Consider the following 26,762-nt stretch of genomic DNA (forward strand, 5'->3'; position numbering starts at 1 on the left):
TCGGTATGATTGTCAACCGATAAAATGGCAAGGCAAGCGCAGAGGATCGGCTGCCGTGCTGTAGTCAGGTCGTTCCGTTGGGGGAACGGATTGCCTGAGGGGCGCCTCAGGCTGCGCTTTGCCAATCCGCAAGCTTGCCGGGAAGCATTTCCATATGCGTGATGATGTCGATTGCCCCGGCGTCGCGCAGGCGCGCGGCATGGGTCGGCCAGGTATGTCGTCCGCCGGTAAAGCCAAGCGCCTGCATTCCCGCACGCCGCGCCGCGGTGACACCTGCCGCGCTGTCCTCGATGACCAGACAATCCGCGGGATCGGCACCCAGTTGCGAAGCCGCCAGAAGAAAGACATCCGGCGCGGGCTTGCCGCGGGCGACCTGCTCGGCGGAATAGATATGATGGCCGAAGAAATCGCTCAACCCGCAAACCTCCAGCGAAAGCTTCAGTTTCGTGACGCCGGATGACGACGCGACTGCGCGCGGAAGATCGAGTTTTTGCAGAGCGTCGACGACGCCCCTGACCGGCTTGAGTTCCGTCCGCAGCCTTTCAAGCAGGATCTCATCGGCCTTTTGCAGCAGATCCAGGGGCCAGGGCTGCCCGCGCTCTTCGGCCAGCTCGGCCCAGATGGCGTGTTTCGGCCTGCCGATAAAACGGTGGATGATGTCTTCGGTCGTGATCTGGTGTCCGGCAGTTCGCATCAGCCGGGCATCGGTTTCGCAGGACAGGATTTCGCTGTCCACAAGTACGCCGTCGCAATCGAAGATAATCATTCGCCGTATGGAACCCATATGTTTTTCACTTGTGTCGCATGCTCCAGAAAGATGCGGCCCTGACCTTCGGCACCTGTCCAGTCGCGGGCAGCGCCATCCTCGACCCAGGTCTGCTTCAGATTCCCGGCGCTTTCCGCCTCGACCATGCGGCCTCCGTCCGGTGTGCCGAAATACCACATCCCTGCAACTTCGTCATGCTGCGCCAGCGTCTTGGCCAGATCGTCGCGCGGACCGGTGACGATATTGACCACGCCTGCGGGAACGTCAGAGGTTTCCAGCACCTGATAGAAATCCGTTGCGGCCAGCGGATGGGCCTGGCTGGGAACCGTCACGACGCTATTACCCATCGAAATCGCCGGAAGCACCGTAGAGACGAAGCCCAGCAATGGATGCGCCAGCGGGCAGGCGATGCCGATCACGCCTAACGGTTCGTTCATCGCCAGCGTGCCATGGGCGCTTTTGGTCTGATGCACCGCACCGTCGAACTTGTCGGCCTGCGCGGCATACCAAAAACAGCGACGGATCGCGGTTGCGACCTCTTCCGCGGCTGCGCCTTTGCCTGCGCCGAAGCTGCGCAACCGTTCTTCGAATTCAGGAGCGCGGGCCGAGAGATTTTCGCCCAGATAATACAGCACCTGCGCCCGGTTATGCCCGTTCGCCTTGCCCCATCCGGTGGCCTTGTTCGCGGCTTCGACCGCGTTGCGGATATCTTTGCGGTTGCCCAGTCCCGCTAATCCGACAGCCGCCTTTCCGCCCTGAACGGTATAGGAATAGCCACTGTCGGGCCGGGTCTGCTTGCCGGCGATATACAGCTTGGCGGTACGGTCGATCCCTTGCGCCTGACCGCCGGTATGAGGCGTCGCATCCGGGGCAGGGGGCGCGGCCTCGGGTTTCTTCGTGCGTGGCGCGGGATGGGCGAGATAGGCGCCCATGCCTTCGCGGCCGCCCTCGCGTCCGAAACCGCTTTCGCGATAGCCCCCGAATCCCGCGCCAGCGTCGAAAACATTCGTGCAGTTGATCCAGATCACCCCGGCCTTGATCTTCGAGGCGATGTCGAGGCAAAGATTAACGTTCTCGGACCAGATCGAGGCTGCCAGCCCGTAGCGGGTGTTGTTCGCCAGTGAAAGCGCGTCGGCAGGCGTTCGGAAAGGCGTCAGCGTGACGACCGGACCGAATATCTCTTCGGTCGCCAATATGCTGGCGGGCTCGACCCCCGTGGCAAGCGTCGGCGGATAAAAGCATCCTTCGGGTGCCGTGCCTTGATGCAACACCGCACCTTGCGCCACGCCTTGCCCGACCAGATCGCGGATCCGGTCAAGCTGAACCGGATGCACGATCGCGCCGATATCGGTGGATTTGTCCAGCGGATCGCCCACGCGCAGCGTGGCCATGCGTGCCTTCAGCAGGGTTTCGAACCGTTCGGCTACCGCTTCCGCCACCAATATCCGCGCTCCGGCACAGCAGACCTGCCCTTGATTGAACCAGATCGCATCGACGACCCCTTCGACCGCCGCGTCAAGATCGGCATCGGCAAAGACCACGAATGGCGATTTGCCGCCCAGTTCCAGCGTCAGGGATTTGCCGGAACCGGCGGTCTGGCGACGGATCAGCCGCCCGACCTCGGTCGAGCCGGTGAAGGCGATCTTGTCAATTCCGTCATGAGCTACGATTGCCGCACCGGTTTCGCCATCCCCGGTCACGATGTTCAGCACCCCCTTGGGCAACCCGCATTCAACGGCGATTTCGGCAAAGGCAAGCGCGGTCAGCGGCGTATATTCAGCGGGTTTCAGCACCACCGTATTCCCCGCAGCAAGCGCGGGCGCGATCTTCCATGCCAGCATCAGAAGCGGGAAGTTCCACGGGATCACCTGACCGCAGACGCCAATGGGTTCCGCGCCGGGAAACTCGTCCTCCAGCAGTTCTGCCCAGCCTGCGTGATGATAGAGATGGCGGGCGACAAGGGGAATATCGATGTCGCGGCTTTCGCGGATCGGCTTGCCATTGTCGAGACTTTCCAGCACGGCAAGGAAACGGGAATGCTGCTGGACATGGCGGGCGAGCGCATAGAGATATTTCGCCCGTTCATGCCCCGCAAGCGCCGCCCATTTGGGTTGAGCCTTGCGCGCTGCCGTGACCGCCGTATCCACATCCGCCGCCGTGCCTTGCGTGACCTTGGCCAGTTCCTGCCCGGTGGCCGGATTGCTGACGGTGAATGTCTTGCCCGGTTTCGTGAACGCACCGTTGATGAAGTGGCCGAAACCGCCGGAATGGCGCTCCAGCCAGCCGAGGGCGATGCTGCTGTCTTCGGGAGAGGGGCCGTAATCCATGCTGCTCAGAATATCCGTGATCGTGGTCATATCCCGCTCCTTCAGGCGATCGCGTGACGGGAAGAGGACGCATAACGCCCGGTGACGTGATGTTCCAGTTGCCGCTCGATATCGCCCAGCATCGAAGAGGCTCCGAAGCGGAACAGATCGGGGTTCAGCCAGTCGCGGCCCAGCTCCTCTTTCATCAGGATTTGCCATGTAAGCGCCTCCTTCGCGGATTTCATGCCGCCAGCCGGTTTAAAGCCGATCCTGTAGCCGGTGACCGCGCCGTAATCCCGCAACGCCCGGATCATCACCAGACTGACGGGCAGGGTGGCGTTGACGCTTTCCTTGCCCGTAGAGGTCTTGATGAAATCCGCGCCCGCCTGCATCGCCACCATCGAGGCAGCATAGGTATTACGCAGCGTTTGCAGATCGCCGGTAGCGAGAATCGCTTTCAGATGCGCCGGCCCGCAGGCTTCGCGCATGGCGCAGATCTCATCGTAAAGCGCCTGCCAGTTCGCCGTCAGAACATGCTCGCGAGTAATGACGATGTCGATTTCATCCGCGCCCTCGGCCACGGCGTAACGGATTTCCTCCAGCCGCAGGTTCAGTGGCATCAGTCCGGTGGGAAAGCCCGTGGCGACCGAGGCGACCGGAATGCCTGAGCCCTCAAGCGCGCGGGCGGCATGGTTTACCATGGTCGGATAGACGCAGACCGCGCCGGTTGTCAGGGGCATATCGCCCAGCCCCAGCCCTTCCTTGATATGAGGTGCAAGCGGGTTGCGGGCCTTGGCGCAAAGGCGACGGACGCGGGCCGCTGTATCGTCGCCCGCCAGCGTGGTCAGATCGATGCAGCGCAGGGCATTCACCAGCCACGCCGCCTGATATGCCTTTTTCACCGAGCGCCGCGCGGCAAGTGTCGCGGTCCGTCGCTCGGCGGCAGAACGATTGAGGGCGTGGCTCTCAAACATCTCAGGCGTCAGGGGCATGCCGGGATTGCGTTCATGTCCGGCCCCGGTCCGGGCCGGGACGGGGTGGGTCTTGCCCTGTATGGGCGCTTTCACATCAACGGCCATGTATATGCTCCAATACGCAGATGCGGTGGCATCAGCCCTGACGAGAACACTGACAGAGCATTTGCGCAAGACCTCAACGGTTCATTGCCCGATGATCAGGCGGCGGCTGCCGGGATATGGACCTGCTTGGTTTCTTTGGGTTGCTCGGCAGCAGGTAACGGCAGCGGAAAGCTGCCGTGCAGCGATCCTGGTGCCCTTATCCCCGCGCCCTGACGACCTGCAGAAGCGGCATCAGTTCGGACATGTCCGGCCCATGCGCCTGACCCGTGACCGCCTTGCGCAGTGGCATGAACAGGCCCTTGCCCTTGCGCCCGGTCGCTGCCTTGACCTGTGCGGTCCATTCGCCCCAGGAGGTGTCTGAGTAGGGCGGAGGAGGCAGAAGTTTCACTGCCTCGGCGACGAAATCGCTGTCCTCGGCATCGATCAGCGGTTCGGCGCCCTCGTGGCAGATCCGCCACCAGCCGTTCAGATCGTCCAGCGTGGTGATGTTCTGCGACGCGACGCGCCAGAAGCGCTCGGCCTGATCCGTGGGAACGCCAAGTTCGGCAATGCGGTCGCGGACGGAAGCGAAGGGCAGGGACTGGTTGTACTCGCGCGTCAAAGGCCACAGGTCTTCGGCGTCGAACTTGGTGGGGGAAGCGCCGAAATGCGCCAGGTCGAACTCCGCCGCCAACTCGTCCAATGAGCTGAGCCCGACCGGCTGGCCCGATCCCAGTCGGGCCATCAGCGAAATCAACGCTTCGGGCGCGATACCGGCGTCGCGCAGATCCTTCAGCGAAAGCGCGCCGATCCGCTTGGACAATTCCTCGCCCTTCGCCCCGGTCAGAAGGCTGTGATGCGCGAAGGAGGGCGGCGTGCCGCCAATGGCGCGGATGATCTGGATCTGGGTGGCGGTGTTGGTCACATGATCCGCGCCGCGCACGACATGGGTAACGCCCATATCGGTATCGTCCACGCTGCTGGCGAACGTATACAGCACCTGCCCATCCGCGCGGATCAGCACCGGGTCGCTGACCGAAGCCGCATCAATGGAGATATCGCCCAGGATCCCGTCATTCCACTCGATCCGTTCATGATCCAGCCGGAAGCGCCAGTAGCCCGCGCGCCCTTCGGCCCGCAGTTTGTCCTTGTCTGCATCCGACAGGTTCAGCCCGGTCCGGTCATAGACCGGCGGTTTACCCATATTCAGTTGCTTCTTGCGCTTCAGGTCCAGTTCGGTCGGCGTCTCGAATACTTCGTAAAGATGCCCCGAGGCGCGAAGCTGATCGGCGGTCTCGGCGTAGCGGTCCAGCCGCAGCGATTGCCGCTCGACCCGGTCCCAATGCATGCCCAGCCATTCCAGATCGCGCATGATACCGTCGACATATTCCTGCTTCGAGCGCTCCTGATCGGTATCGTCCAGCCGCAGGATGAACGTGCCGCCCGCTTTCCGGGCGATCAGATAGTTGAACAGCGCGGCACGCAGATTGCCGACATGGATGTGGCCGGTAGGTGACGGGGCGAAGCGGGTGGTGGTCATCAGATGTCTCCTGTTGAGAGACGCTCTTTCACAGCCGGGCTTTTTTGTCCATATCAGCATTGGCAGCAAGGAGTGACCAATGGGCGATTGCGAAGAGCTGAAGGCCCCCGATGCGGCGGCGATAGAGGCTATGGCGCGTGAGGTTCTGGCGGAATTGCCTGCGGAATTCGCCGGCCACGCGCAGGATGTCGCGATTCGCGTGGCGGAATTCGCCACCGAAGAGATGCTGGACGAATTGCAGATCGACGATCCGTTCGAACTGACGGGCCTTTATGACGGCATTCCGGTGACCGAAAAATCCGTGTCGGATCAGCCCGGGGGTCCGGATACGGTCTGGCTGTTCCGCCGCCCGATTCTTGACGAATGGGCAGCGCGGGGGAATGTGACTTTTGGTGAACTGGTGGGCCATGTGATGACGCATGAGCTGGCGCATCATTTCGGCTGGTCCGATGCGGATATCGCGCGGATCGACAGGTGGTGGGAATGAACCAGCTTCCGATCCTGACGGTCACGCTGAATCCGGCGCTTGATCTTTCGACCGTGGCTGACGAGGTTCGCCCCGATCAGAAGCTGCGCTGCGACAAGCCGATAGCTGATCCGGGGGGCGGTGGGATCAATGTCAGCCGGGCGATCAAGATCATGGGCGGGCAATCCACGGCGATGGTTGCGCTTGGCGGCGCGACGGGAACGCGGATCGCCGAGATGCTGAAGGCCGACGGGCTGTCGGTGATCCGTCTGACCGCGCCCGGAGAGACGCGGCAGTCCCTTGCGGTCAGGGATCGCGCGACGGACAGCCAGTATCGTTTCGTCATGCCGGGTCCGGAATGGCACAAGGCGCATGTGTCGGACATGATGCAGGCGATCGGGGAGGCGGCCCGGGCAGGCGGCTGGGTCGTCGTATCGGGTTCGAACCCCCCGGGTGTGGCGCCGGGTTTCGAGCAGATGCTGACCGTGCGGTTGAAAGGCGGCAATGCGCGTCTGTTGGTTGACACTTCGGGGGATGCGCTGCTTGCGCTTGCAGGTTCGTCAACGCCGGTCGATGTGCTGCGCATGGATAGCTACGAGGCCGAGGGGCTGGCCGGGCGTCCCCTGCCGCTGCGCAGCGATAGCGCGGCATTTGCCGCCGGTCTGGTGCGGGATGGGGCAGCGAAATCGGTGATCGTGGCACGTGGCGCGGATGGCTCGATCATCGCCGGCGATGGTGGGGCATGGCATGCCGAAGCGGCAAGGGTTCCGGTGATCAGTGCGGTTGGCGCGGGCGACAGCTTTGTCGCCGGCTTTGTGCTTGCAGCATCCCGTGATCAGCCGGTCGAGGAGGCGCTGGCGCTTGGCGCTGCCGCTGCGTCGGCGGCAGTGATGACCCCGGCGACCGAGCTATGTCGCGCGGAACAGGTGAGGCAGCTTTATGCCAGGAGGACCCTGACGCGGCTTTAAGAGCGTCATCGCCGCCTTTTTGACATTTTCCTTCCGGATGCATGCCGCTGGTCCGTTGCCTGAATCTTCTTCTGCCTTCGGCAAGGTTTTCCGGCTTCGATCAGGGCGACAGGCTGATGATGCCGCCCGATTTCATCAGCGTAATAGGGGCATTATCGCCGATCGGGCTATGCGGCTTTCTTCAGGGGTGCAGCGGATGGCCGCCTGTCCATGAAGTGTGGTTTCCAACACTCACCTGCCGCCTCGATACACCCGAGCCGAAAGACGGGCAATAAGAAGGATTGAAAACACAGAAGCCGTGCAATTTATTGAAATTACACGGCTTCTTGTCATTTAATGGTGCCCAGGAGAGGACTCGAACCTCCACGCCTTGCGGCACACGGACCTGAACCGTGCGCGTCTACCAGTTCCGCCACCTGGGCAGGTGGTGTGAGCGGGGTAACTATAACCAGTCGTGGGGGTCGTCAATGGGAAGTTTGAAAAAAAAATCGCCAATTGCCGACCGGGGTGCTTCACATGGTTCGGCCGGGATGATCGGGTTGGATTTTACACGAATATTTGCGCTTTTCCGCTGCGGAGAACGGGCAGGCGGCTTGTCGATTGGCCCGACCTTCAGTATTGAAAGCCAGGACGCGGACGAAGGAGGCAAAGGCCCATGGCGAAACTTGTCACGATCTTCGGCGGCTCGGGGTTTCTGGGGCGTCAGGTGGCACGGCAGATGGCCGGGCGCGGCTGGCGCGTACGGATCGCTGTGCGCCGCCCCAACGAGGCGTTGTTCACGCGCACCTATGGCGCGGTCGGGCAGGTCGTGCCGGTTTTGTGCAATATCCGCGACGAAGCGTCGGTCCGCGCCGCCATGACCGATGCAGATGCTGTCGTGAATTGCGTCAATATCTTGTCACGGCAAGGGAAAAGCACCTTCAAGACCGTATTTGAAGATGGCAGTCAACATATCGCCCGCCTCTCGAAAGAGATGGGGGTTCCCAAACTCGTGCATGTCTCGGGGCTGGGCGTCGACGCCGATTCCGTCAGTGAATATATCGCCTCCAAGGCCCGGGGCGAGGCTTTGGTGCTTGAGCATCGGCCGGACGCCGTGGTGCTGCGGCCTTCGGTGATGTTCGGCTCGGGGGATGTTTTCTACAATCGTCTTGCCAGCCTTGCGCGATTCGGTCCGATGATGCCGGTTGTGGGCGCAAATACCCGGTTGCAGCCGGTGCATGTGGATGACGTGGCGACCGCTGCCGTCATGGCCGCTGAAGGCAAGGCAGAGCCGGGCATTTATGAACTGGGCGGGCCGGATATTTTGACCCTGCGCGAAATCGCCAGGCAGATACTGGAAGTCATCTACCGCCGCCGGCTGGTGCTGAATGTGCCCTTCTGGCTGGCACGGATTGGTTCGGCTGTGCTGAATGTCGTACAAATGGTCACAGGCGGGCTGTTCACGAATACTATCATGAACCGTGATCAGCTGGCATTGCTGCAGCGTGATAATGTTGTCAGCGATGGTGGCAGAGGATTTGCAGAACTGGGCATTGACCCAATTTCACCTGCGGCGGTGATCGAGGAATATCTGTGGCGCTTCCGTCCGTCGGGCGAGTATGACGACATCAAGCGTTCGGCCAAGAATCTTCGTACTCTCTGATGGAAAGCAATAGCATTGTTGCAGTCGCCCTTGGGATACTCGAAGGGCTGACCGAATTCATCCCGGTCTCTTCGACCGGTCATGTTCTGTTGGCCGGGCATTTCCTTGGCTTCGACTCTCCCGGTCGGGCATTCGAGGTCGTGATTCAGCTTGGGGCCGTTCTGGCTGTGCTGACCATATATGCCACACGGCTTTGGGGCATCTTCTCGACCGCGCCGCGTGATCCGGAATCCCGTCGTTTCATTTTCGCGGTGCTGCTGGCATTCCTGCCTGCGGTCGTGATCGGCGTGCTTGCGCATGACATCATCAAGCGGGTGCTGTTCGAGTCGCCGGCATTGATCGCGGTGATGCTGGTCCTTGGCGGGATCGTGATTCTTTACGTGGATCGCTGGGCAAGGAACCCGACCTATCACCGTGCCGAGGATTTTCCCTTGGGGATGGCGTTGAAAATCGGGTTCATTCAATGTCTGGCGATGATTCCCGGTGTTTCCCGTTCGGGGGCGACGATCGTCGGCGCCCTGCTTCTGGGGGCGGACAAGAGATCGGCGGCAGAGTTTTCATTCTTCCTGTCGATGCCCACAATGCTAGGGGCGTTCACCTACGATCTCTACAAGAATCTGGATGTTCTGGACGCCGGGGCGATGGGGAATATCGTCATCGGCTTTGTCTTTGCGATGATTACGGCGATCATCGTCGTTCGCTGGCTGCTCGATTATGTCTCAAAGCAGGGATACGCGCTTTTCGGTTGGTGGCGAATCATTGTCGGTAGTGTTGTTTTGCTCGCTCTCGCGGCGGGTATGTAAGTATTGCTGACCTGAATTTGGAATTTAGTTGCGATAAAACTCTTCGATAACATAAAAAATCTATATTTAGGTCAATATTACTGACTTTTTATTCGCTGCGCCTTGGTTTATTCCGGCGACGGGAGTTCCTGTCACTTGGAAGGTTGCGCAGCAATGGCCACGCAGAAGATGTTGAAATTCGTTTCCACCCCGCGCGAGATGCCGGAGAAACGCAGCGCGCAAGAGCGCAGCGAGGATTTCAACGAAATTTACCGCGAATTTGCTGAACAGAAGGCCGCCGAGCAGGCCGGTCGCTGCAGCCAATGCGGAGTGCCTTACTGCCAGACGCATTGTCCTTTGCACAACAATATCCCGGACTGGTTGCGCCTGACCGCCGAAGGGCGGCTTGAAGAGGCGTATCGGGTCAGTCAATCGACCAACACTTTTCCCGAAATCTGCGGCCGGATCTGTCCGCAAGATCGCCTGTGCGAGGGCAATTGCGTGATCGAACAGTCAGGCCACGGCACCGTCACGATCGGCGCGGTCGAGAAATACATTACCGATACCGCGTGGGAAAACGGCTGGGTGCAGCCGATCACTCCGAAACAGGAACGGGCTGAAAGCATCGGGATCATCGGTGCCGGGCCGGGCGGGCAGGCGGCGGCGGATTCGCTGCGCCGGATGGGTTTTCAGGTGACGATCTATGACCGCTATGACCGCGCCGGCGGATTGCTGACCTACGGCATCCCCGGCTTCAAGCTGGAAAAAGATATCGTCATGCGCCGCAGCAAATTGCTGGAGGATGGCGGCGTCGAATATGTACTGAACTGCAATGTCGGCGAGGATATCAGCTTCGACGCGATCAGGGGCAAGCACGACGCGGTGCTGATCGCGACAGGAGTCTACAAGACCCGCGATCTGGATATCGACAATGCCGACGCGGGCGGCGTCGTGCGCGCGATCGACTATCTGACCGCCTCTAACAAGGTCGATTTCGGCGATGATGTCCCCGATTTCAACGACGGCGAGTTGAACGCGAAAGGCAAAAGGGTCATCGTTATTGGTGGCGGTGACACCGCAATGGATTGTGTGCGCACGGCGATCCGTCAGGGCGCGCAATCGGTCAAATGCCTGTATCGCCGCGACCGCGCGAATATGCCCGGCTCGCAGCGCGAGGTACAGAATGCCGAAGAGGAGGGCGTTGAATTCGTATGGCTGTCCGCCCCCGGAGCATTCGCGGCGCAGGGCACGGTCGACACCGTCCGGGTGCAAACGATGCGTCTGGGCGCCCCCGATGTCAGTGGCCGTCAATCGCCCGAATTGATCGAGGGCGCGGATTACGATGAACCCGCCGAACTGGTCATCAAGGCGCTTGGCTTCGAGCCCGAGGATCTTCCCCGCCTTTGGGGGGTCGAAGGGTTGGAAGTGACTCGTTGGGGTACGATCAAGGCAGAGTTCCAAACGCATCAGACCTCAATCCCCGGGGTTTATGCTGTTGGTGATATCGTGCGCGGGGCCAGCCTTGTGGTTTGGGCGGTCCGCGATGGCCGTGAGGCCGCAGAAGCAATTGCGGATTTCCTGATCGGCGAAGCACGTGTCGCCGCAGAGTGAGGGTGTGGAGATGAAACCCGACGCTTCGATGAAATTGACAACAGGACGGGCGGCATGCCTGTCGCTTGTCGTGATGACCGCGGGGTGGGTGTTTCCGGTGCATGCCGGAAATTACACCCCGCCGGATGGCTGCAAGCTGGAAGTCACGGTTCAGAATCGGGGATGCACCGTCTCGCAGATCTTCCGCTGTGAGCAGGATCCCCAGGGCCATCAACGCAGCGCGATTTTCGATGAAGAAGGGCTGACCTATCAGTCGCGGATCGATGCCGAGACCCGCTGGATCGAAAGCAACGATCCCGATACCGGTATCGAGGATCTGCTGGTCGAAGAGGCCAAGGACCACGCCAGTTTCAGCACCCTGCTTGAAACCGGCAGGGATGATTTCGACTTCTGGACCGAATCCAACACTGGTGAACGGCTTCACCATGTGGGCCAGGACGAGTTGACCGGCGAGAAGGTGACAATCGACGGGATCGAGCTTGAAAAAACCCGGTTCAAGCTGACGACAAGCAGCCAGAATGACGAGGTTCTGATCGAGCGCGAGGGCCAGCAGTTCATCAATCGCGCCATGGGCCGCTTCTTCGGCGGCGTCGAGACGATGCGGGATTGGACCGGGCAGCAGCAGGAAAGCAACGATTCTCCGGTGATTTTCAGCTTCCCCGGCGAAGATGGTTTCGCGGACACGACCCCGCAATTCGATTGCAGCGAGATGCTGGCATCAGGGGGCGGACGGAAAGTGTCGGAGCCTTCGTCATGACCTTGAGGTGAAACCCTGACCGCGGCGAATTGCGCTTCTGCCCTTCAACAGCGTGATTCCAAACCAACATTTATTCGGCTTCCGTACAGACGGATCCCGACTTTCCTCAGAGAGGCCCGAAATGAAAGATTGGCAAGCCAAGGAACAAGCCCGCCGCGACTGGATGGCCGAAAACAGCCTGTATCGCGCGGATGACGAGCATTCGTCCTGTGGGGTGGGATTTGTGGTCAGCATCGATGGCAAGCCCAGCCGTCAGGTGGTGCAAAACGGGATCGATGCGCTGAAAGCGATCTGGCATCGCGGCGCGGTGGATGCGGATGGCAAGACCGGCGACGGGGCGGGCATCCATGTGCAGATTCCGGTGCCCTTCTTCTATGATCAGATCCGCCGCACCGGACACGAACCCGACCGCGAAAAGCTGATCGCCGTGGGGCAGGTCTTCCTGCCGCGCACGAATTTCGCCGCACAGGAAGCCTGCCGGACCATCGTGGAATCCGAGGTCCTGCGGATGGGGCATTACATCTATGGCTGGCGGCATGTGCCGGTCGATACCTCGGTCCTTGGCGAAAAGGCCAATGCGACACGCCCCGAGATCGAGCAGATCCTGATCCGCTGCGAGAAAGATATCGATACCGTCCAGTTCGAGCGCGAACTTTACATCATCCGCCGCCGGATCGAGAAGGCTGCCGTGGCCGCGCAGATCTCGCAGCTGTATTTCTGCTCTCTCTCCTGCCGGTCGATCATCTACAAGGGGATGATGCTGGCCGAGCAGGTGGCGGAATTCTATCCCGACCTGAAGGATGAGCGGTTCGAATCCGCCTTTGCGCTGTATCATCAACGCTATTCCACCAATACTTTTCCGCAATGGTGGCTTGCGCAACCATTCCGGATGCTGGCGCATAACGGCGAGATCAACACGCTCAAGGGTAATCTCAACTGGCTGAAAAGCCATGAAATCCGCATGGCTTCCAATGCGTTCGGCGAGATGGCTGAAGATATCAAACCGATCGTCTCTGCGGGATCGTCGGACTCGGCTGCGCTTGACGCGGTGTTCGAGGTGATGGTCCGTTCAGGTCGCTCTGCGCCGATGACCAAGACGATGCTGGTGCCGGAAAGTTGGTCGAACTCGACGACCGATATGCCGCAGGCATGGGCCGATATGTATGCCTATTGCAATGCGGTGATGGAACCCTGGGATGGTCCTGCCGCATTGGCAATGACCGATGGCCGCTGGGTTTGTGGCGGGCTTGACCGGAACGGGCTGCGCCCGATGCGTTATGTCGTGACCGGGGACGACCTGCTGATCGCCGGGTCCGAGGTTGGCATGGTGCCCGTCGATGAAAGCGCGGTTAAGGAAAAGGGGGCGCTTGGCCCGGGCCAGATGATCGCGGTCGATATGTGGGACGGCAAGCTTTACCGCGATTCCGAGATCAAGGACCGTCTTGCCGCCAGCCAGCCCTTTGGCGAATGGATCGAGAAGGTCGTGGACCTGAATCACATCATGCGCAATTTGCCCGAAGGCACCCATTATCAGGGTGAAGAACTGCGCCGCCGTCAGATCGCCGCCGGTTTCACCATGGAGGATCTGGAACATGTCCTGTCACCCATGGCCGAGGACGGGAAAGAGGCGCTTGCCTCGATGGGCGATGATACGCCGCCAGCGGTTCTGTCCGGGCAGTACCGGCCGCTGAGCCATTTCTTCCGGCAGAACTTCTCTCAGGTTACGAATCCGCCCATCGACAGCTTGCGCGAAACGCGGGTGATGAGTCTCAAGACCCGTTTCGGGAACCTTAAGAATGTGCTGGATGAAAATTCGTCCCAGACCGAGATCCTGATTCTGGAAAGCCCGTTTATCGCCAACGGCGAATATGCCGAGATGTGCCGGATGTTCGGCGAGGCCGTAACGCATATCGACTGCACATTTGCCGATGGTGCGGGACAGGAAGCGCTGTCCCAGGGGCTGGCCCGTATCCGTGCAGAGGCTGAAGATGCGGTTCGCTCGGGCGCCGGGCATCTGGTGCTGACGGATGAGCATCAGGGGCCAGAGCGGATCGGCATGCCGATGATCCTTGCTACCAGCGCGGTGCATAGCTGGCTGACGCGCAAGGGGCTTCGCACCTTCTGCTCCATTAATGTACGCGCTGCTGAATGTGTCGACCCGCATTATTTCGCCGTGCTGATCAGTGCCGGGGCGACGACGGTGAACCCCTATCTCGCACAGGATTCGATCAGCGACCGGATCGACCGGGGCCTTCTGGAGGGCAGCCTGATCGAGAATATGCGCCGCTACCGGGATGCCATCGATGCGGGTCTTTTGAAGATCATGGCGAAGATGGGCATCTCGGTGCTGTCCTCTTATCGTGGTGGGTTGAACTTCGAGGCTGTGGGTCTTTCCCGCGCCATGGTGGCCGAGTATTTCCCCGGCATGCATAGCCGGATCAGCGGGATCGGTCTTTACGGGTTGCAGGACAAGCTGGAGGATATTCACCACCGGGGCTGGCACGCCGAGAATGTCGAGCTGCTACCGGTTGGCGGTTTTTACAAGCTGCGCCGCTCGGGCGAGAAACACGCCTGGGAAGCCAGGACGATGAAGATGCTGCAAATGGCCTGCGACAAGGCATCCTATGATCTGTGGAAGCAGTTCTCGGCGCAGATGCGGGCCAATCCGCCGATCCATATCCGCGATCTGCTGGATATCAAGCCGCTGGGCAAACCGGTTCCGATTGAAGAGGTCGAAAGCATCACTGCGATCCGCAAGCGTTTCGTGACGCCTGGCATGTCACTGGGCGCATTGTCGCCCGAGGCGCATATGACGCTGAACATCGCCATGAACCGGATCGGCGCGAAATCGGATTCCGGAGAGGGTGGGGAAGATCCGGAACATAGCTATCCGATGGCCAATGGCGACAATCGCTCTGCCAAGATCAAGCAGGTTGCATCGGGCCGTTTTGGGGTGACGGCGGAATATCTGAACGCCTGCGAAGAACTGGAAATCAAGGTCGCGCAGGGGGCGAAACCCGGCGAGGGCGGTCAGCTTCCCGGCATGAAAGTGACGAAGCTGATTGCCCGGCTGCGGCATTCGACGCCGGGGGTGATGCTGATCTCGCCGCCGCCGCATCACGATATCTACAGTATCGAGGATCTGGCGCAGTTGATCTATGACCTCAAGCAGATCAATCCGCGCGCCAAGATCACCGTGAAGCTGGTTGCTTCAAGCGGTGTCGGCACGATTGCGGCGGGCGTGGCCAAGGCCAAGGCCGATGTGATCCTGATCTCGGGCCATAATGGCGGCACCGGCGCCAGTCCCGCGACCTCGATCAAATTCGCCGGCCTGCCATGGGAGATGGGGTTGACCGAGGCGCATCAGGTTCTGGCAATGAACCGGCTGCGCGAACGTGTGACCCTGCGCACCGACGGGGGCTTGCGCACAGGGCGCGACATCGTCATGGCGGCGATGATGGGGGCTGAAGAATACGGCATCGGCACCGCCGCCCTGATCGCCATGGGCTGCATCATGGTCCGGCAATGTCAGTCGAACACCTGTCCGGTGGGCGTTTGCACGCAGGACGAAAAACTGCGGGCCATGTTCACCGGCAGCGCCGATAAGGTGGTGAACCTGATCACCTTCTATGCGCAGGAGGTGCGGGAAATCCTTGCCAGCATTGGCGCCCGTTCGCTGGATGAGGTGATCGGACGTGCAGATTTGCTGACGCAGGTCAGCCGCGGCGCCGCGCATCTGGACGATCTGGACCTGAATCCGCTGCTGATCACCGTCGATGGCTGGGACAAGATCGTCTATGACCGCTCGAAACCCCGCAACGCGGTGATGGACACGCTGGACGCGGAAATCATCCGCGATGCCGAGCGGTTCTTTTCGGATGGCGAAAAGATGCAGTTGTCCTATGCCGTGCGCAACACGCTGCGGACCATCGGGACACGGACATCCAGCATGATCGTGCAGAAATTCGGGATGCGGAACAATCTGCAACCCGATCACCTGACGGTCAGGCTGACCGGCAGCGCCGGGCAGTCGCTGGGTGCCTTTGCCGCGCCGGGGCTGAAGCTGGAAGTCTCGGGCGATGCCAATGACTATGTCGGCAAGGGGCTTTCCGGTGGCACCATTACCGTACGCCCGCCGATGATCTCGCCATTGACGGCATCGGATAACACCATCATCGGCAATACCGTGCTTTACGGTGCGACCGATGGCTATCTTTTCGCGGCGGGCCGCGCCGGCGAACGCTTTGCCGTCCGCAATAGCGGCGCGAAAGTGGTGATTGAGGGCTGCGGGACCAATGGTTGCGAATACATGACCGGGGGCGTCGCGGTGATCCTTGGACCCATTGGTGCGAATTTCGGTGCCGGAATGACGGGCGGCATGGCCTATCTTTACGATCCCGACGGCATTGCGCGCGACTATATCAACCCGGAATCCCTGGTCATGTGCCCGGTGACACAGGAACATTGGGAGACCGAGCTGAAGGAGCTGATCGAACGGCATCGCAAGGAAACCCTGTCCCGTAAGGCTGACGAGATCCTGCAGAACTGGGAACGCGAGAAGCATAATTTCCTTCAGGTCTGCCCGAAAGAGATGCTGCCGCATCTGGCGCATCCGATTCAGGCGGTCGACGACACAAAATCGATCCCGGCGGAATAATCCGCCAAGATGGTTGCGACTTCAGGAAACGGCTCTGATCGGGGCCGTTTCCATCATTTTCAATCCTTTAGCTTGACTGCACGCGATATGACGTGACAAAGCCCGATCATGATCCTTCGGATGTTGCTCAGAACGCCTGCGCATGACGCGCCCGTCCCGGCTGCCACAGGCAGCCGCTGGCGACCCATGCGCCGGCTGATGATCTGGTTGCGATGGATTCTGCTGCGATTGTTCCTGCTGATGGCGCTGGTGGTCGGGTTCTTCGGGCTGATCAATCCACCGACCACATGGACGATCATGGCCGATTCCCGCAACCATTCGATCAAGCCACGCCAATGGACGGATTTCGAGGATATCGCCCCGGTCATGCGCCGCTCGGTCGTGGCGGCGGAGGATGCGAATTTCTGCCGGCACTGGGGGTTCGACATGATCGAGATCCGCCGCGTCATTGCCTCGGGCAGTTCGCGAGGGGCCTCGACGATCAGCCAGCAAACGGCGAAGAACGTTTTTCTGTGGCAGGAGCGCAGCTGGTCGCGCAAGTTTCTGGAAACCGTCCTTACGCCGCTGGTCGAGGCGCTCTGGTCGAAGCAGCGCATTCTTGAGGTCTATCTGAACGTGGCCGAATTCGGGCCGGGGATTTTCGGTATATATGCCGCCGCCCGGGAATATTTCGGAACAACGCCGGACATGCTGACTCCGGTGCAATCCGCCCGGCTGGCGGCAATCCTGCCCGCGCCGAAATCGCGCAGCCCGCAACAGGCCTCGAACCGGTCGCGGGCAATTGCCGATGGCGCTGCCACGATTGCGCGGGACGGGCGCGCGGATTGCCTGTGAGTTGCGGCACCGGTTGCAACGCGGGGCGGGGGATCTTAACAATACAGCGTTGCACAAAGAAGAGATTTCAAGACAGGCGATGAACAGTTCAACCCAGACCACCCGACTATACCACACGATGCTGTCCCCCTTCTGTCGCAAGGTGCGGCTGGTCCTTGCGGAAAAGAAGATCGAAGTGGAACTGGTCGAAGAGCGGTATTGGGAGAATCCGCCCGATCTGAAGCGGCGCAATCCCGCCGGAAAGCTGCCGGTCCTGCGTTATCGTGGCAATATGCTGGCCGAAAGTCAGGCCATCGTTGAGTTTATCGACGAAACAGTCCCCAATCCATCCCTGATGCCCAAATCACCGGCCGAACGACATGAGGTCCGCAGGCTTTGCGCCTGGTTTGACGACAAGTTCAATGCCGAGGTGACGCGCCCGATCCTTGAAGAGCGGGTCTGGAAGAAAATCACCCGCACGGGCTATCCCGACAGCCGCGCAGTCAAGGACGGGCTGCGCGCCGTCAAGGAGCATATCGACTATCTGGCCAGCCTGCTCGAGGCGCGTCGCTGGCTTGCGGGTAACAACCTGACATTGGCGGATTTCACCGCGGCGGCGCATTTCTCTTGTCTGGATTATATTTCGGACGTGGATTGGGACCGGTCCGAGATGGTGCGCGACTGGTATGCGACGATCAAGTCGCGACCGGCTTTCCGCCCGATTCTTGCGGATCAGGTGCCGGGTATTCAACCGGCTCCACATTATGCCGAGCTGGACTTCGGATAGCTCAGGGGGGCGCTGCTCCCCGTTGCCTGCCGGCGATTCCCCCCGGAATATTTCCGTGAAGAAGAAAGCCGACCTGATGGCCGAGGCCCGTGCCGTGGGGTTCTCGGCCATGCGCGTGACGCGGCCCGATGCCGCGCCCGAAATTGCCGGAAGATTGCAGGCTTTCGTTTCGGCCGGACGGCACGGACAGATGGAGTGGATGGCTGAACGCGCCCATTGGCGTGGAAATCCGGCAGCTTTATGGCCCGAGGCGCGTTCGGTCATCATGCTGGCCGAACTTTACACGCCGGATCACGATCCGCTGGCGGTGCTGGAACAGCAAGAGCGGGCGGCGATCAGCGTTTATGCGCAAGGTAAGGATTATCACGATCTGGTCAAGAAACGACTCAAGCGGCTGGGCCGGTGGCTGCTGGAGCAGAATCCCGGAAATGAAATCAAGGTATTCGTGGATACCGCCCCGGTGATGGAGAAACCGCTGGCACAGGCGGCTGGGCTGGGTTGGCAGGGCAAGCATACCAACCTGCTGTCGCGGGAACTGGGAAGCTGGTTTTTCCTGGGGTCGATATTCACCACGCTGGAACTTCCGGTGGATGAGCCGGAGCAGGAGCGATGCGGCTCTTGCCGCGCCTGTCTGGATATCTGCCCGACAGGCGCGTTCCCCGCGCCGTTTCAACTGGATGCGCGGCGCTGCATTTCCTATCTGACGATCGAGCATAAAGGGCCGGTCGATCCAGAATTGCGGCCTTTGATGGGCAACCGTATCTATGGCTGCGACGATTGTCTTGCGGTTTGTCCATGGAACAAGTTCGCGCAGGCCGGAACGGAAATGCGTTATCGCGGCATTGTCGATGCGCCGCCGCTGGAAGAACTGGCGCGGCTGGACGATGCCGGATTCCGCGCGCGCTTTTCGGGTAGTCCGATCAAGCGGATTGGGCGGGACCGTTTCGTGCGGAATGTGCTTTACGCCATCGGTAATTCCGGGAAACCGGAATTAACGGCAGTGGCGCAGGGCCTGACGGATGATGCCGACGAAACCGTTGCCGATGCGGCCCGATGGGCGGCCGGGCGGCTGATGCCTAGAGCTCGTCCCGCCAACGGTTGACCAATGGATAGCGGCGATCCAGCCAGAACGCCTTGGTCGAGATACGCGGGCCGGGGGCGGCCTGATATCGCTTCCATTCGCTGATATACAGCAGCTTTTCGACCTTTTTTACCGTTTCGGCATCGAAGCCCTGCTTTACCAGATCGCCCAGCGCGAGATCCTTTTCGACCAGCCCTTCCAGGATCGCGTCCAGCACCTCATAGGGCGGAAGCGAATCCTCATCCTTCTGATCGGGGCGCAACTCGGCCGAGGGTGGCTTCGAGATGATCTGCGGCGGGATCACCTCACCCGCCGGGCCTTTCATCCACGGGCGGTGATTGGCGTTGCGCCAGCGGCAGGTTTCGAACACGCGGGTCTTGTACAGATCCTTGATCGGATTATAGCCGCCCGCCATGTCGCCATAGACTGTGGCATAACCCACCGCGACTTCCGATTTGTTGCCGGTGGTCAGTAACATCTCGCCGAACTTGTTCGAGATCGCCATCAGCATCAGACCACGCAGGCGGGACTGGATGTTCTCTTCGGTGATGTCGGGGCTGGTGCCTTCCATCAGATGCGAGAGCGCCCCCTCCACGGCATTGCGTGCGCCGTCGATCCGGACGGTATCCAGTCGGGTTCCCAGCCGCCCGGCACAATCGGCGGCGTCATCCAGACTGCCCTGCGATGTATATTCCGAGGGCAGCATGACGCAGCGGGTATTTTCGGGGCCGATCGCGTCGGCGGCGATCGTCGCGACAAGTGCCGAATCGATACCGCCGGACAGGCCCAATACCACCTTGCCAAAGCCCGATTTGTGCAGATATTCGCGCAGGCCAAGCATCATGGCGTGGTAGTCCTGCTCCCATATATCGGGTTGGGTCACCATCTCGCCCGGCTGGGCCCGCCAGCCTTCTGACGCACGGATGAAATCGACATGGGCGATGGCTTCCTCAAAAGCGGGAAGCTGCACGACCTTTTGACCGCCGGGGTTCAGCACGAAGCTTGCGCCATCATAGATTTGATCGTCCTGACCACCTACCAGATTAACATAGACCAGCGGCAGGCCGGTTTCGACCACGCGCCCGACCATGTGGCCCATGCGCAGATCCAGCTTCTCGCGGTGATAGGGTGAGCCGTTCGGGACGATCAGAAGCTCGGCCCCGGTTTCCGCCAGCGTTTCGGCGACGTCGGGATACCAGCTATCCTCACAGATGGGCGAGCCGATCCGGGCCGCGCCGACCGGATAGGGACCGCTGATCGGACCGCTATCGAACAGGCGTAATTCATCGAAAAGCTGTTTGTGAGGCAAGTGATGCTTCAGAATCCGGGCAATCAGTTTGCCATCCTTGAAAATCCAATAGGCGTTGTGCAGCTTGTCGCCGTCGCGCCAAGGACCGCCAATGCCGATCGCCGGGCCATCCGTGCAGGCCGCACCGACTTTCTGGATCGCCTCGACCGCCTGTTCTGTAAATGCCGGTTTCAGCACCAGATCCTGCGTCTGATATCCGGTGATGAACATCTCGGGCAGTGCCAGCATATCGGCGCCCGCCGATTTGGCCGTCTGCCATGCCTCGATGGCGCGGGCGGAGTTGCCGGCAAGGTCGCCGACGGTGGCGTTCAACTGACCGATGGTCAGACGGAAGTGGTCGGTCATGGCATTGCCCCTGTTCTCTCGCCCCTGTGATAGGGGATGATGCGGGAAAGGAAAAGTCGGCCTTTGCGCAAGCAGGGCGCTTAGGGTAGACCATGGGGCAAAAGGTCAAGGACGAGGCGATGATGGCGGCAATTCGGGCGTCGATGAAAGCGGGTTTGTTTGCTCTGATGCTGGCAGCGGCAGGCGATGCGGCATCGGCGCAAGACGTCATCACCAAGGAGTATGATGACGGCGGCGTCTACGAAGGCACGTTCCGCAATGGCCGTCAGCACGGGCAGGGCACCTATAGTCTGCCCAACGGCTATCGTTACGAGGGCGATTGGGTGGATGGCGAGATCCTAGGTCAGGGCAAGGCCACCTTTCCCAACGGCTCGGTCTATGAGGGACATTTCGCTGGCAGCAAACCGGATGGTGAAGGCAAGATCACCTATGCCGACGGCAGCACCTATGAGGGAGACTGGACCGCCGGAGAGCCGACCGGCGAGGGCGAGGCGCATTATGCCAATGGCAGTGTCTATATCGGTCAGTTCGTCGACGGGAAGCACCACGGCAAGGGCAGGCTGACGCAGGAAAACGGCTATCGTTACGAAGGCGACTGGAATAACGGCGTCAAGGAGGGGCAGGGCAAGGTCACCTATCCCGACGGTTCGGTTTACGAGGGCGCGATGCTTGCGGGACAGCCCGCGGGACAGGGCGAGCTGACCATGCCCGACGGGATGATCTATGACGGTATCTGGGCGGCCGGGCAGATGTCGGGCAAGGGTGTTCTGGAGCAACCTTCGGGCGACCGTTACGAAGGCGAGATGCGGCAGGGCAAGCGCGAGGGGCATGGCGTGGCCACCTATACCAATGGCGATGTCTATGACGGCCAGTTCAGGAATGACCGCAGGCATGGGCAGGGAACATTCACAGGCAAGGACGGCTATGTCTATACCGGCCAGTGGGTCGAGGGCCGGATGGAGGGGAAGGGCAAGATCACCTATCCCGATGGTTCGGTCTATGAAGGAGACATGAAAGAGGACCGACCTCATGGAGTGGGCAAGATCACCTATCCCGACGGCTCGAATTATGAGGGCCAATGGGCCGAGGGTGTGATCGCGGGTGACGGTAAGGCGACCTATGCCAATGGCACGGTTTACGAAGGGAGTTTCAAGAACGCCCAGAATGACGGCCAGGGCCGGATGTCCTATCCCGATGGTTATGTCTATACCGGCGCGTGGAAAGACGGGCAGCGGCACGGAGAAGGTCAGGCCACCTATGCCGATGGAACGGTTTATACTGGCGGATTCGTCAACGGGCTGCGCGAGGGGCAGGGCAAGCTGACTACCCCCGATGGATTCGTTTACGATGGCGGCTGGAAAGAAGGCGAGATCCACGGCAAGGGCGTTGCGACCTATTCCAATGGCGACCGTTACGAGGGAAATTTCGTTGTCGGCAAGCGTCAGGGTCAGGGGATCATGCGCTACGCAACCGGACAGGTGGCGTCCGGCGAATGGGAGGAAAACCGGCTGGTTGATCCCGATGATGATGCTGCCGCTTCGGAACCCGAACAGCAGGATGAAGCGGTGGAAACTCCGGATTTGCCCGATGAGACCCCGGCCGCCGAAGAGGAGTGATTGGCGCGCTGCCTCTGCACCCCCAGGATATTTGAGTGAAGAAGAGAGGGACGGAGCGGAATTCGTCTGACGTAATCGGCGTTAAATTCGAAAGGCTCCGGGCGATGATGCCGTTCACTTACCGTTTGCGGGATTCTTCCGGAAGCCGAATGCGACATAATCGCGTTGATAAGCGGAAAAGGCGGCGGTTATCAGCTCTTTATCCGACAGGAATGCCGGCGGTGCCGGGATTTCGATACGCTCAAGCTGTGGGTCGGGGATATTCGCGCTTTGGCACAGATAGGCGATATCTTCCTGAAGACGATCCTCGCGGATCAGAATATCGGGCTGCACGAACTGGCTGAAACCCGCCAGCACCGCGGACTGACTAGCCCAATGAGGATGAGTCGGAAGCGTGGTCTGGCCGTTGAGATTGCGGCCCAGAAATCCAAGGAACTGATGGAACAACCTGACTGTGCTGGCATCGTCCAGATCGGTCAATGCGTCATCGGGGGGCAAATCCACGCGATGAACCTGGCGCATCAATTGCCGCAGTTCAGGTTTGGCCCCTGACAGCAGATGCAGGAAGGCTTCCCATGCCCGGTGCAGCGGGTGCCGCAGGATGATGAAGCTGCGATGGCCCGGATGCTGTCGTTTCCACTGGCGCAGGCTGTTTTGCGTGTGATTGCGCCCGGTTTGCCCCAAAACCTCGAACCACCCTTCTTGCGGAACTGCTCCTCCGTCCTTGACTGGCATATAAAGCAGGCCCGAGCCTGCCTCGCTGGTCAGAAAACTGGGGACGGCGGGACCCCGGCTGGGCTCGAAATTCGGAATCTGCCCGATCGCGAACGGGTCCAGTTGCTGCAGATCGTCCTGCATCTCTTGAAAATTCGTGACCTTCTCTTCCATCGCACGCGGATTTTGCGGAACCTGATCGCTTGCGGGTTTGACATTCTGCACATCGCTGCGGCCAAGCCAGTGCAGCAGTCCGGTCATCACCGCGCTGTCGCGGAGATCGTTGTAGTCAAGCCAGAATGCACTCTGACCGGTGGCCTGAAGATGATGAACGATCCGCCGCTGAAACTCTGTCTGTTTCGACAGGGTCTGGCGAAACTCCTCGCGGTTATAGGTGATCGATGCCGGGATCGGGGTTTCGGTTTCGTTCAGCTTCCATTGGTTCGTTTCCCAGGCCAACCGGGTCGAGACATAGCTTTCCAATGGATTGCGGGTCAGGATGACCTTTGCACAGCGCCGGTCGTCCATGATGGCGTCAAACACCCGCGGATCGTGATCGTGAAAATAGCGGAATCCCGGCAGGTGATCGGGTTTGTTGAAAAGCTTGTCAAGCAGCCGCATCGGATCGGCTTCCCGCTCATCGCGGGTGATCCCCAGCATCTCGTCCTTGTCGGGCCAGCCCATCATATAGGGATTGAACGCCTCCCCGAAACAGGTGACTTTCCTGACGGCGTTCAGCGTCGCCTCGAGCAGATTCGAGCCGGTGCGCATTTCGGCGAAGATCACAAAACTGCAGAAAGCTTCGGTCATCAGATTTCGTTCCTTGTCAGGATATGCGATGCCTTGGTGATCGGCTGGTCACCCGTCAGGCGAGGATGCAGGCCAGAATTGCGCAGACGTTGCAGATGTTCTGCCAGTCCCGTGGTGTCGCGCGTGGGGGGCAGGCTGGTGATGGGTTTGGCATTCGGGTCGATCTGGCCCAGCGCCTTCTCGAGAATCGCCTGCGGTCTTGCGATGAAATCGTTGAATTCCCAAAGCTGAACACGGGCCTTGACCCAGACCGAATTGAGAATTTCAAGCTGGGCCATCTCGGTTCGCTGGAGCATGGCGGTAATTCTGCGCACATCGTCGAAGGGCATCCCGGTTTCGAGCAAAGGCAGATTCCAGGCGCCGGTCACCACGAAAAGCGTCGCATTGGGATCGGTTGCCATGAACCAGTTAAGGCTTTGATTGTCGCGGGGACTGAACTGAAAGATCTGCATCTTTTCGGTGACGCGGATCAATGCGGCAAGGAAGCGCTGGGTGTCGTAATCGCGGATTTCGGCGCTGCAGGACAATGCTCCGGGCCCGATCTCGGGCCGGCCTGCGAATTCCACCTTTTCCGGCCCCAGAAGATGGCCGTGAACATCGCCGGAAAGATGTTCGGCCAGCCATGTCTCGAAATCGGGGAAAATGTCAGTCAGTCCCTGAAACAAGGCGTAGGGCGCAGAGGTCTTTCCGTTTTCGGCATCCTTCCGGGGGAAACGGCTTTGCATATACAGGCCGGGGCGCCCCAGAACCCGGCGGCTGAGCGCGCGCGCGATCAGTCTTTCGATATGGGCGGGTTGCGGGGGTGAGGGATCGGGGTCGGGTTTGGCGGGCCTGGGAAAATGCTCCAGCAGGCGGGTCGCACCCGGCCAGATTTTCCGCGCGACGAAACAATTCGATTCCTCGAGTATCGGAATGTGGTCGTCATAGGCCCGGTAGGGCCGTCCACGATGGTCAAACCGCGAGAATGTCAGCGAACGGCTTTCGATCCTGTTCGAATGTCGCCGAGCCAGCGTCTGGAAGTAGCTTTCATCGGGGATCCAGCTTCGACGGAAGTAACGGTCATATTCCCAGCGCCGCGGATCGTCCAGGATTGCACGCAGCGTCCGCGCGGTCAGGCACCACCATTGCGAGCCGAGATGTGGGGTAAGACCGCGCGGCAATCTTCGCCTGATGCCCAGCCGCCGCTGAAGGTTGACGCAGGAATCGAACAGTTTGCGTCGTTTGCGCCAGTCGAACGGAAAATACATCGTGAAGCGTTCTTTGTTCAGCCCGCCAATGACCCATGCGACCTCATTCGCGTCAACGCTTTCGATATAGTCGCGATCGGGAGACAGGGCGAGAAATGCGGCGAGTTCCGAGATCGGGCGCAATGGCAGGCAGGAACCGGATGCAAGATAGACATGCGTGCAGTCGGGGAATTCCTCCAGCAGCAAGGACGCCGCATGCTGAGTTGCCTCGATCAGGCTGAAGCGGCCCCAACCGCAGCGGATCCGGCGGGAAAAGCGAATGTCGGGCAGATCCGACAGGGAAGTCTTCATCTGATCTATTTCGGTTTCGGGAGATTTTGCATCGACATGGATCGCGACTTTCGCCCCGCCCTCGGCCCAGATCCGGGCGATCCGCGCCGCCATCTGCAAATTCTCGTGGCACAGAAGGACCACGCCCATATTGACCGGCACGCTCATGGCCAGTTCCCGCTTGAGATCAGGCCAAGATCCTCAAGCTGCCGCCAGTCGCGAAACCTGCGCGACTCGTTGCACCACAGGCGCACGCCCTGCTGCAATCCGGCATGATAGGCGCGGTATTCCTGGCTGTTTCCGTAATGCTGGCCGCGATCCAGTTCTTCGGTGGATTTTTTCGCGAATGTGGACAGGAATTTGGCATGTAACAGGCAGCCCGATGCCATCTCTCCTCCGTCTTCGTCGAAAACCTGATTCAATGACCGGGGAAGCAGCATATGGGTCGAGCTGTAATAGGTGAAGCGTCTGTTCCATCGAACCAGCGGAATCTTGTTCAATGCCGGGCCCGACTGAGGGTTATAGGGAAAGAATGCCCGGGTCCGCGGGCCGCCCTGTACCCAGAGATTGCCAAGATAATTATTCTTCCGGATCGAATAATTGGCGGGGTCGAACCAGCAGGCGATCTCGAACGGGTTCTGTCCCTCGCGATAGGTTTCATCGTCCAGATTGCCCTTGGGATACATATCCAGAAGCATCGCCGGGAATGATCTGTGCCCGGAATCAGACAGCCAATCGGTCAGGGCAGTTAACGGACGGGTGTCGCAATGCGGATAGATCAGGAATTCATCGGGATCGACCGTCAGGCACCAGTGGTTGTGACCATATCGAAACAACAACCAGCCCAGCCAGTCCATCCCGAAACGCGATTGCTTGTAGCTCGCACGGGTCCGCCATAGCGAGACATCGGTCTGTGTTTTCAGATACTCCGCACTGCCATCCGTACTGGCGTTATCGACGAACAGGAAATGCCGAACGCCAAGATTGCGGTAATATTCCAGGAAATAGGGAAGCCGTACCCTTTCGTTCCGCTGCGTTACGAATGCCAGAATATCCCGTTTCCGGATCTGATCGGTGCGGTCGCTTACCGGGGTCAGGGCACGACGGCGATTGATCGCGCGGGCGATCAGCCATTGACGCTCTGCGCGGCGACGTAGCCTGGCCGGTAAAGGCAGATGTTTCAGACCCTGCACGATTGGCACCCGTCAATGCGATAA

General features: G+C 60.2%; 19 protein-coding genes and 1 tRNA gene. 11 read left to right on the forward strand and 9 right to left on the reverse strand.

The window, feature by feature from the left end; translation table 11 throughout:
* Positions 1-106: 106 nt before the first annotated feature.
* From Q0601_RS09555 to gltX, 4 genes are all read right to left on the reverse strand, one after another.
* On the reverse strand, positions 107-766 hold the full coding sequence (locus Q0601_RS09555) for an HAD family hydrolase (protein ID WP_305289540.1): 660 nt from the start codon (positions 764-766) through the stop codon (positions 107-109).
* Positions 763-3,123, reverse strand: coding sequence for an aldehyde dehydrogenase family protein (locus Q0601_RS09560; RefSeq protein WP_305289542.1), 2,361 nt, complete (start codon positions 3,121-3,123; stop codon positions 763-765). The genes Q0601_RS09555 and Q0601_RS09560 overlap by 4 nt, the downstream gene beginning before the upstream one ends.
* Before the next feature lie 11 nt (positions 3,124-3,134).
* Positions 3,135-4,064, reverse strand: coding sequence for a deoxyribose-phosphate aldolase (gene deoC / locus Q0601_RS09565; protein ID WP_305289774.1), 930 nt, complete (start codon positions 4,062-4,064; stop codon positions 3,135-3,137).
* Positions 4,065-4,347: 283 nt separating this feature from the next.
* Entirely contained in the window at positions 4,348-5,670 is a 1,323-nt protein-coding gene (gene gltX / locus Q0601_RS09570) for a glutamate--tRNA ligase (protein WP_305289544.1), read from the reverse strand.
* Positions 5,671-5,749: 79 nt separating this feature from the next.
* Here gltX and Q0601_RS09575 point away from each other — a divergent pair, with 79 nt between their 5' ends.
* Together Q0601_RS09575 and Q0601_RS09580 are read left to right on the forward strand one after the other, a co-directional pair.
* Positions 5,750-6,157, forward strand: a complete 408-nt coding sequence (locus Q0601_RS09575; RefSeq protein ID WP_305289546.1) for a metallopeptidase family protein — start codon at positions 5,750-5,752, stop codon at positions 6,155-6,157.
* Complete coding sequence (locus tag Q0601_RS09580; protein WP_305289549.1) at positions 6,154-7,104, forward strand: 1-phosphofructokinase family hexose kinase; 951 nt, start codon at positions 6,154-6,156, stop codon at positions 7,102-7,104. The genes Q0601_RS09575 and Q0601_RS09580 overlap by 4 nt, the downstream gene beginning before the upstream one ends.
* A 337-nt stretch (positions 7,105-7,441) precedes the next feature.
* Here Q0601_RS09580 and Q0601_RS09585 read toward each other — a convergent pair.
* A tRNA-Leu gene (locus Q0601_RS09585) sits at positions 7,442-7,526 on the reverse strand.
* A 233-nt stretch (positions 7,527-7,759) separates the two neighbouring features.
* Here Q0601_RS09585 and Q0601_RS09590 point away from each other — a divergent pair.
* The 8 genes from Q0601_RS09590 to queG all read left to right on the forward strand — a co-directional run bounded on the left by Q0601_RS09590 (position 7,760) and on the right by queG (position 19,255).
* The gene (locus Q0601_RS09590) at positions 7,760-8,746 is read left to right on the forward strand and encodes a complex I NDUFA9 subunit family protein (protein WP_305289551.1); all 987 of its coding nucleotides are present in this window, start codon (positions 7,760-7,762) and stop codon (positions 8,744-8,746) included.
* Positions 8,746-9,549 (forward strand): undecaprenyl-diphosphate phosphatase, encoded by an 804-nt coding sequence (locus Q0601_RS09595; RefSeq protein ID WP_370656113.1) that lies wholly within the window; start codon positions 8,746-8,748, stop codon positions 9,547-9,549. Before Q0601_RS09590 ends, Q0601_RS09595 begins: the two co-directional genes overlap by 1 nt.
* A 153-nt stretch (positions 9,550-9,702) precedes the next feature.
* Positions 9,703-11,139, forward strand: a complete 1,437-nt coding sequence (locus tag Q0601_RS09600) for an NAD(P)-dependent oxidoreductase (RefSeq protein ID WP_305289553.1) — start codon at positions 9,703-9,705, stop codon at positions 11,137-11,139.
* 10 nt (positions 11,140-11,149) lie between these two features.
* Positions 11,150-11,896 (forward strand): hypothetical protein, encoded by a 747-nt coding sequence (locus tag Q0601_RS09605; protein WP_305289555.1) that lies wholly within the window; start codon positions 11,150-11,152, stop codon positions 11,894-11,896.
* Between the two features lie 121 nt (positions 11,897-12,017).
* Positions 12,018-16,553 carry a glutamate synthase large subunit gene (gene gltB / locus Q0601_RS09610; protein ID WP_305289557.1) on the forward strand — a complete coding sequence of 1,512 codons (4,536 nt, stop codon included), beginning with the start codon at positions 12,018-12,020 and terminating at the stop codon, positions 16,551-16,553.
* A gap of 120 nt (positions 16,554-16,673) precedes the next feature.
* Positions 16,674-17,387, forward strand: coding sequence for a monofunctional biosynthetic peptidoglycan transglycosylase (gene mtgA, locus Q0601_RS09615; protein ID WP_305289559.1), 714 nt, complete (start codon positions 16,674-16,676; stop codon positions 17,385-17,387).
* Positions 17,388-17,466: 79 nt separating this feature from the next.
* On the forward strand, positions 17,467-18,153 hold the full coding sequence (gene fzlA, locus Q0601_RS09620) for an FtsZ-binding protein FzlA (RefSeq protein ID WP_305289561.1): 687 nt from the start codon (positions 17,467-17,469) through the stop codon (positions 18,151-18,153).
* A gap of 76 nt (positions 18,154-18,229) precedes the next feature.
* Complete coding sequence (gene queG, locus Q0601_RS09625; RefSeq protein ID WP_305289776.1) at positions 18,230-19,255, forward strand: tRNA epoxyqueuosine(34) reductase QueG; 1,026 nt, start codon at positions 18,230-18,232, stop codon at positions 19,253-19,255.
* Here the strand turns inward: queG and Q0601_RS09630 are convergent.
* Positions 19,230-20,888 carry an NAD+ synthase gene (locus Q0601_RS09630; protein ID WP_305289563.1) on the reverse strand — a complete coding sequence of 553 codons (1,659 nt, stop codon included), beginning with the start codon at positions 20,886-20,888 and terminating at the stop codon, positions 19,230-19,232. The genes queG and Q0601_RS09630 overlap by 26 nt on opposite strands.
* Before the next feature lie 143 nt (positions 20,889-21,031).
* Between Q0601_RS09630 and Q0601_RS09635 the strand changes: the two genes are divergently transcribed.
* Positions 21,032-22,504 (forward strand): MORN repeat-containing protein, encoded by a 1,473-nt coding sequence (locus tag Q0601_RS09635; RefSeq protein ID WP_305289777.1) that lies wholly within the window; start codon positions 21,032-21,034, stop codon positions 22,502-22,504.
* Positions 22,505-22,618: 114 nt separating this feature from the next.
* On the opposite strand, the gene Q0601_RS09640 is transcribed toward Q0601_RS09635, so the two are convergent.
* The 3 genes from Q0601_RS09640 to Q0601_RS09650 are packed head-to-tail and all read right to left on the reverse strand — an operon-like array spanning position 22,619 to position 26,738.
* Positions 22,619-24,028: a sulfotransferase family 2 domain-containing protein gene (locus Q0601_RS09640; RefSeq protein WP_305289565.1), complete on the reverse strand. Its 1,410-nt coding sequence runs from the start codon at positions 24,026-24,028 to the stop codon at positions 22,619-22,621.
* Positions 24,028-25,713 (reverse strand): DUF5927 domain-containing protein, encoded by a 1,686-nt coding sequence (locus Q0601_RS09645; RefSeq protein WP_305289567.1) that lies wholly within the window; start codon positions 25,711-25,713, stop codon positions 24,028-24,030. The genes Q0601_RS09640 and Q0601_RS09645 overlap by 1 nt, the downstream gene beginning before the upstream one ends.
* Positions 25,710-26,738 carry a glycosyltransferase family 2 protein gene (locus Q0601_RS09650; protein ID WP_370656114.1) on the reverse strand — a complete coding sequence of 343 codons (1,029 nt, stop codon included), beginning with the start codon at positions 26,736-26,738 and terminating at the stop codon, positions 25,710-25,712. The genes Q0601_RS09645 and Q0601_RS09650 overlap by 4 nt, the downstream gene beginning before the upstream one ends.
* Positions 26,739-26,762 lie beyond the last annotated feature (24 nt).

This window comes from Paracoccus wurundjeri (genome assembly GCF_030678915.1).
Lineage (GTDB): Bacteria > Pseudomonadota > Alphaproteobacteria > Rhodobacterales > Rhodobacteraceae > Paracoccus > Paracoccus onubensis_A.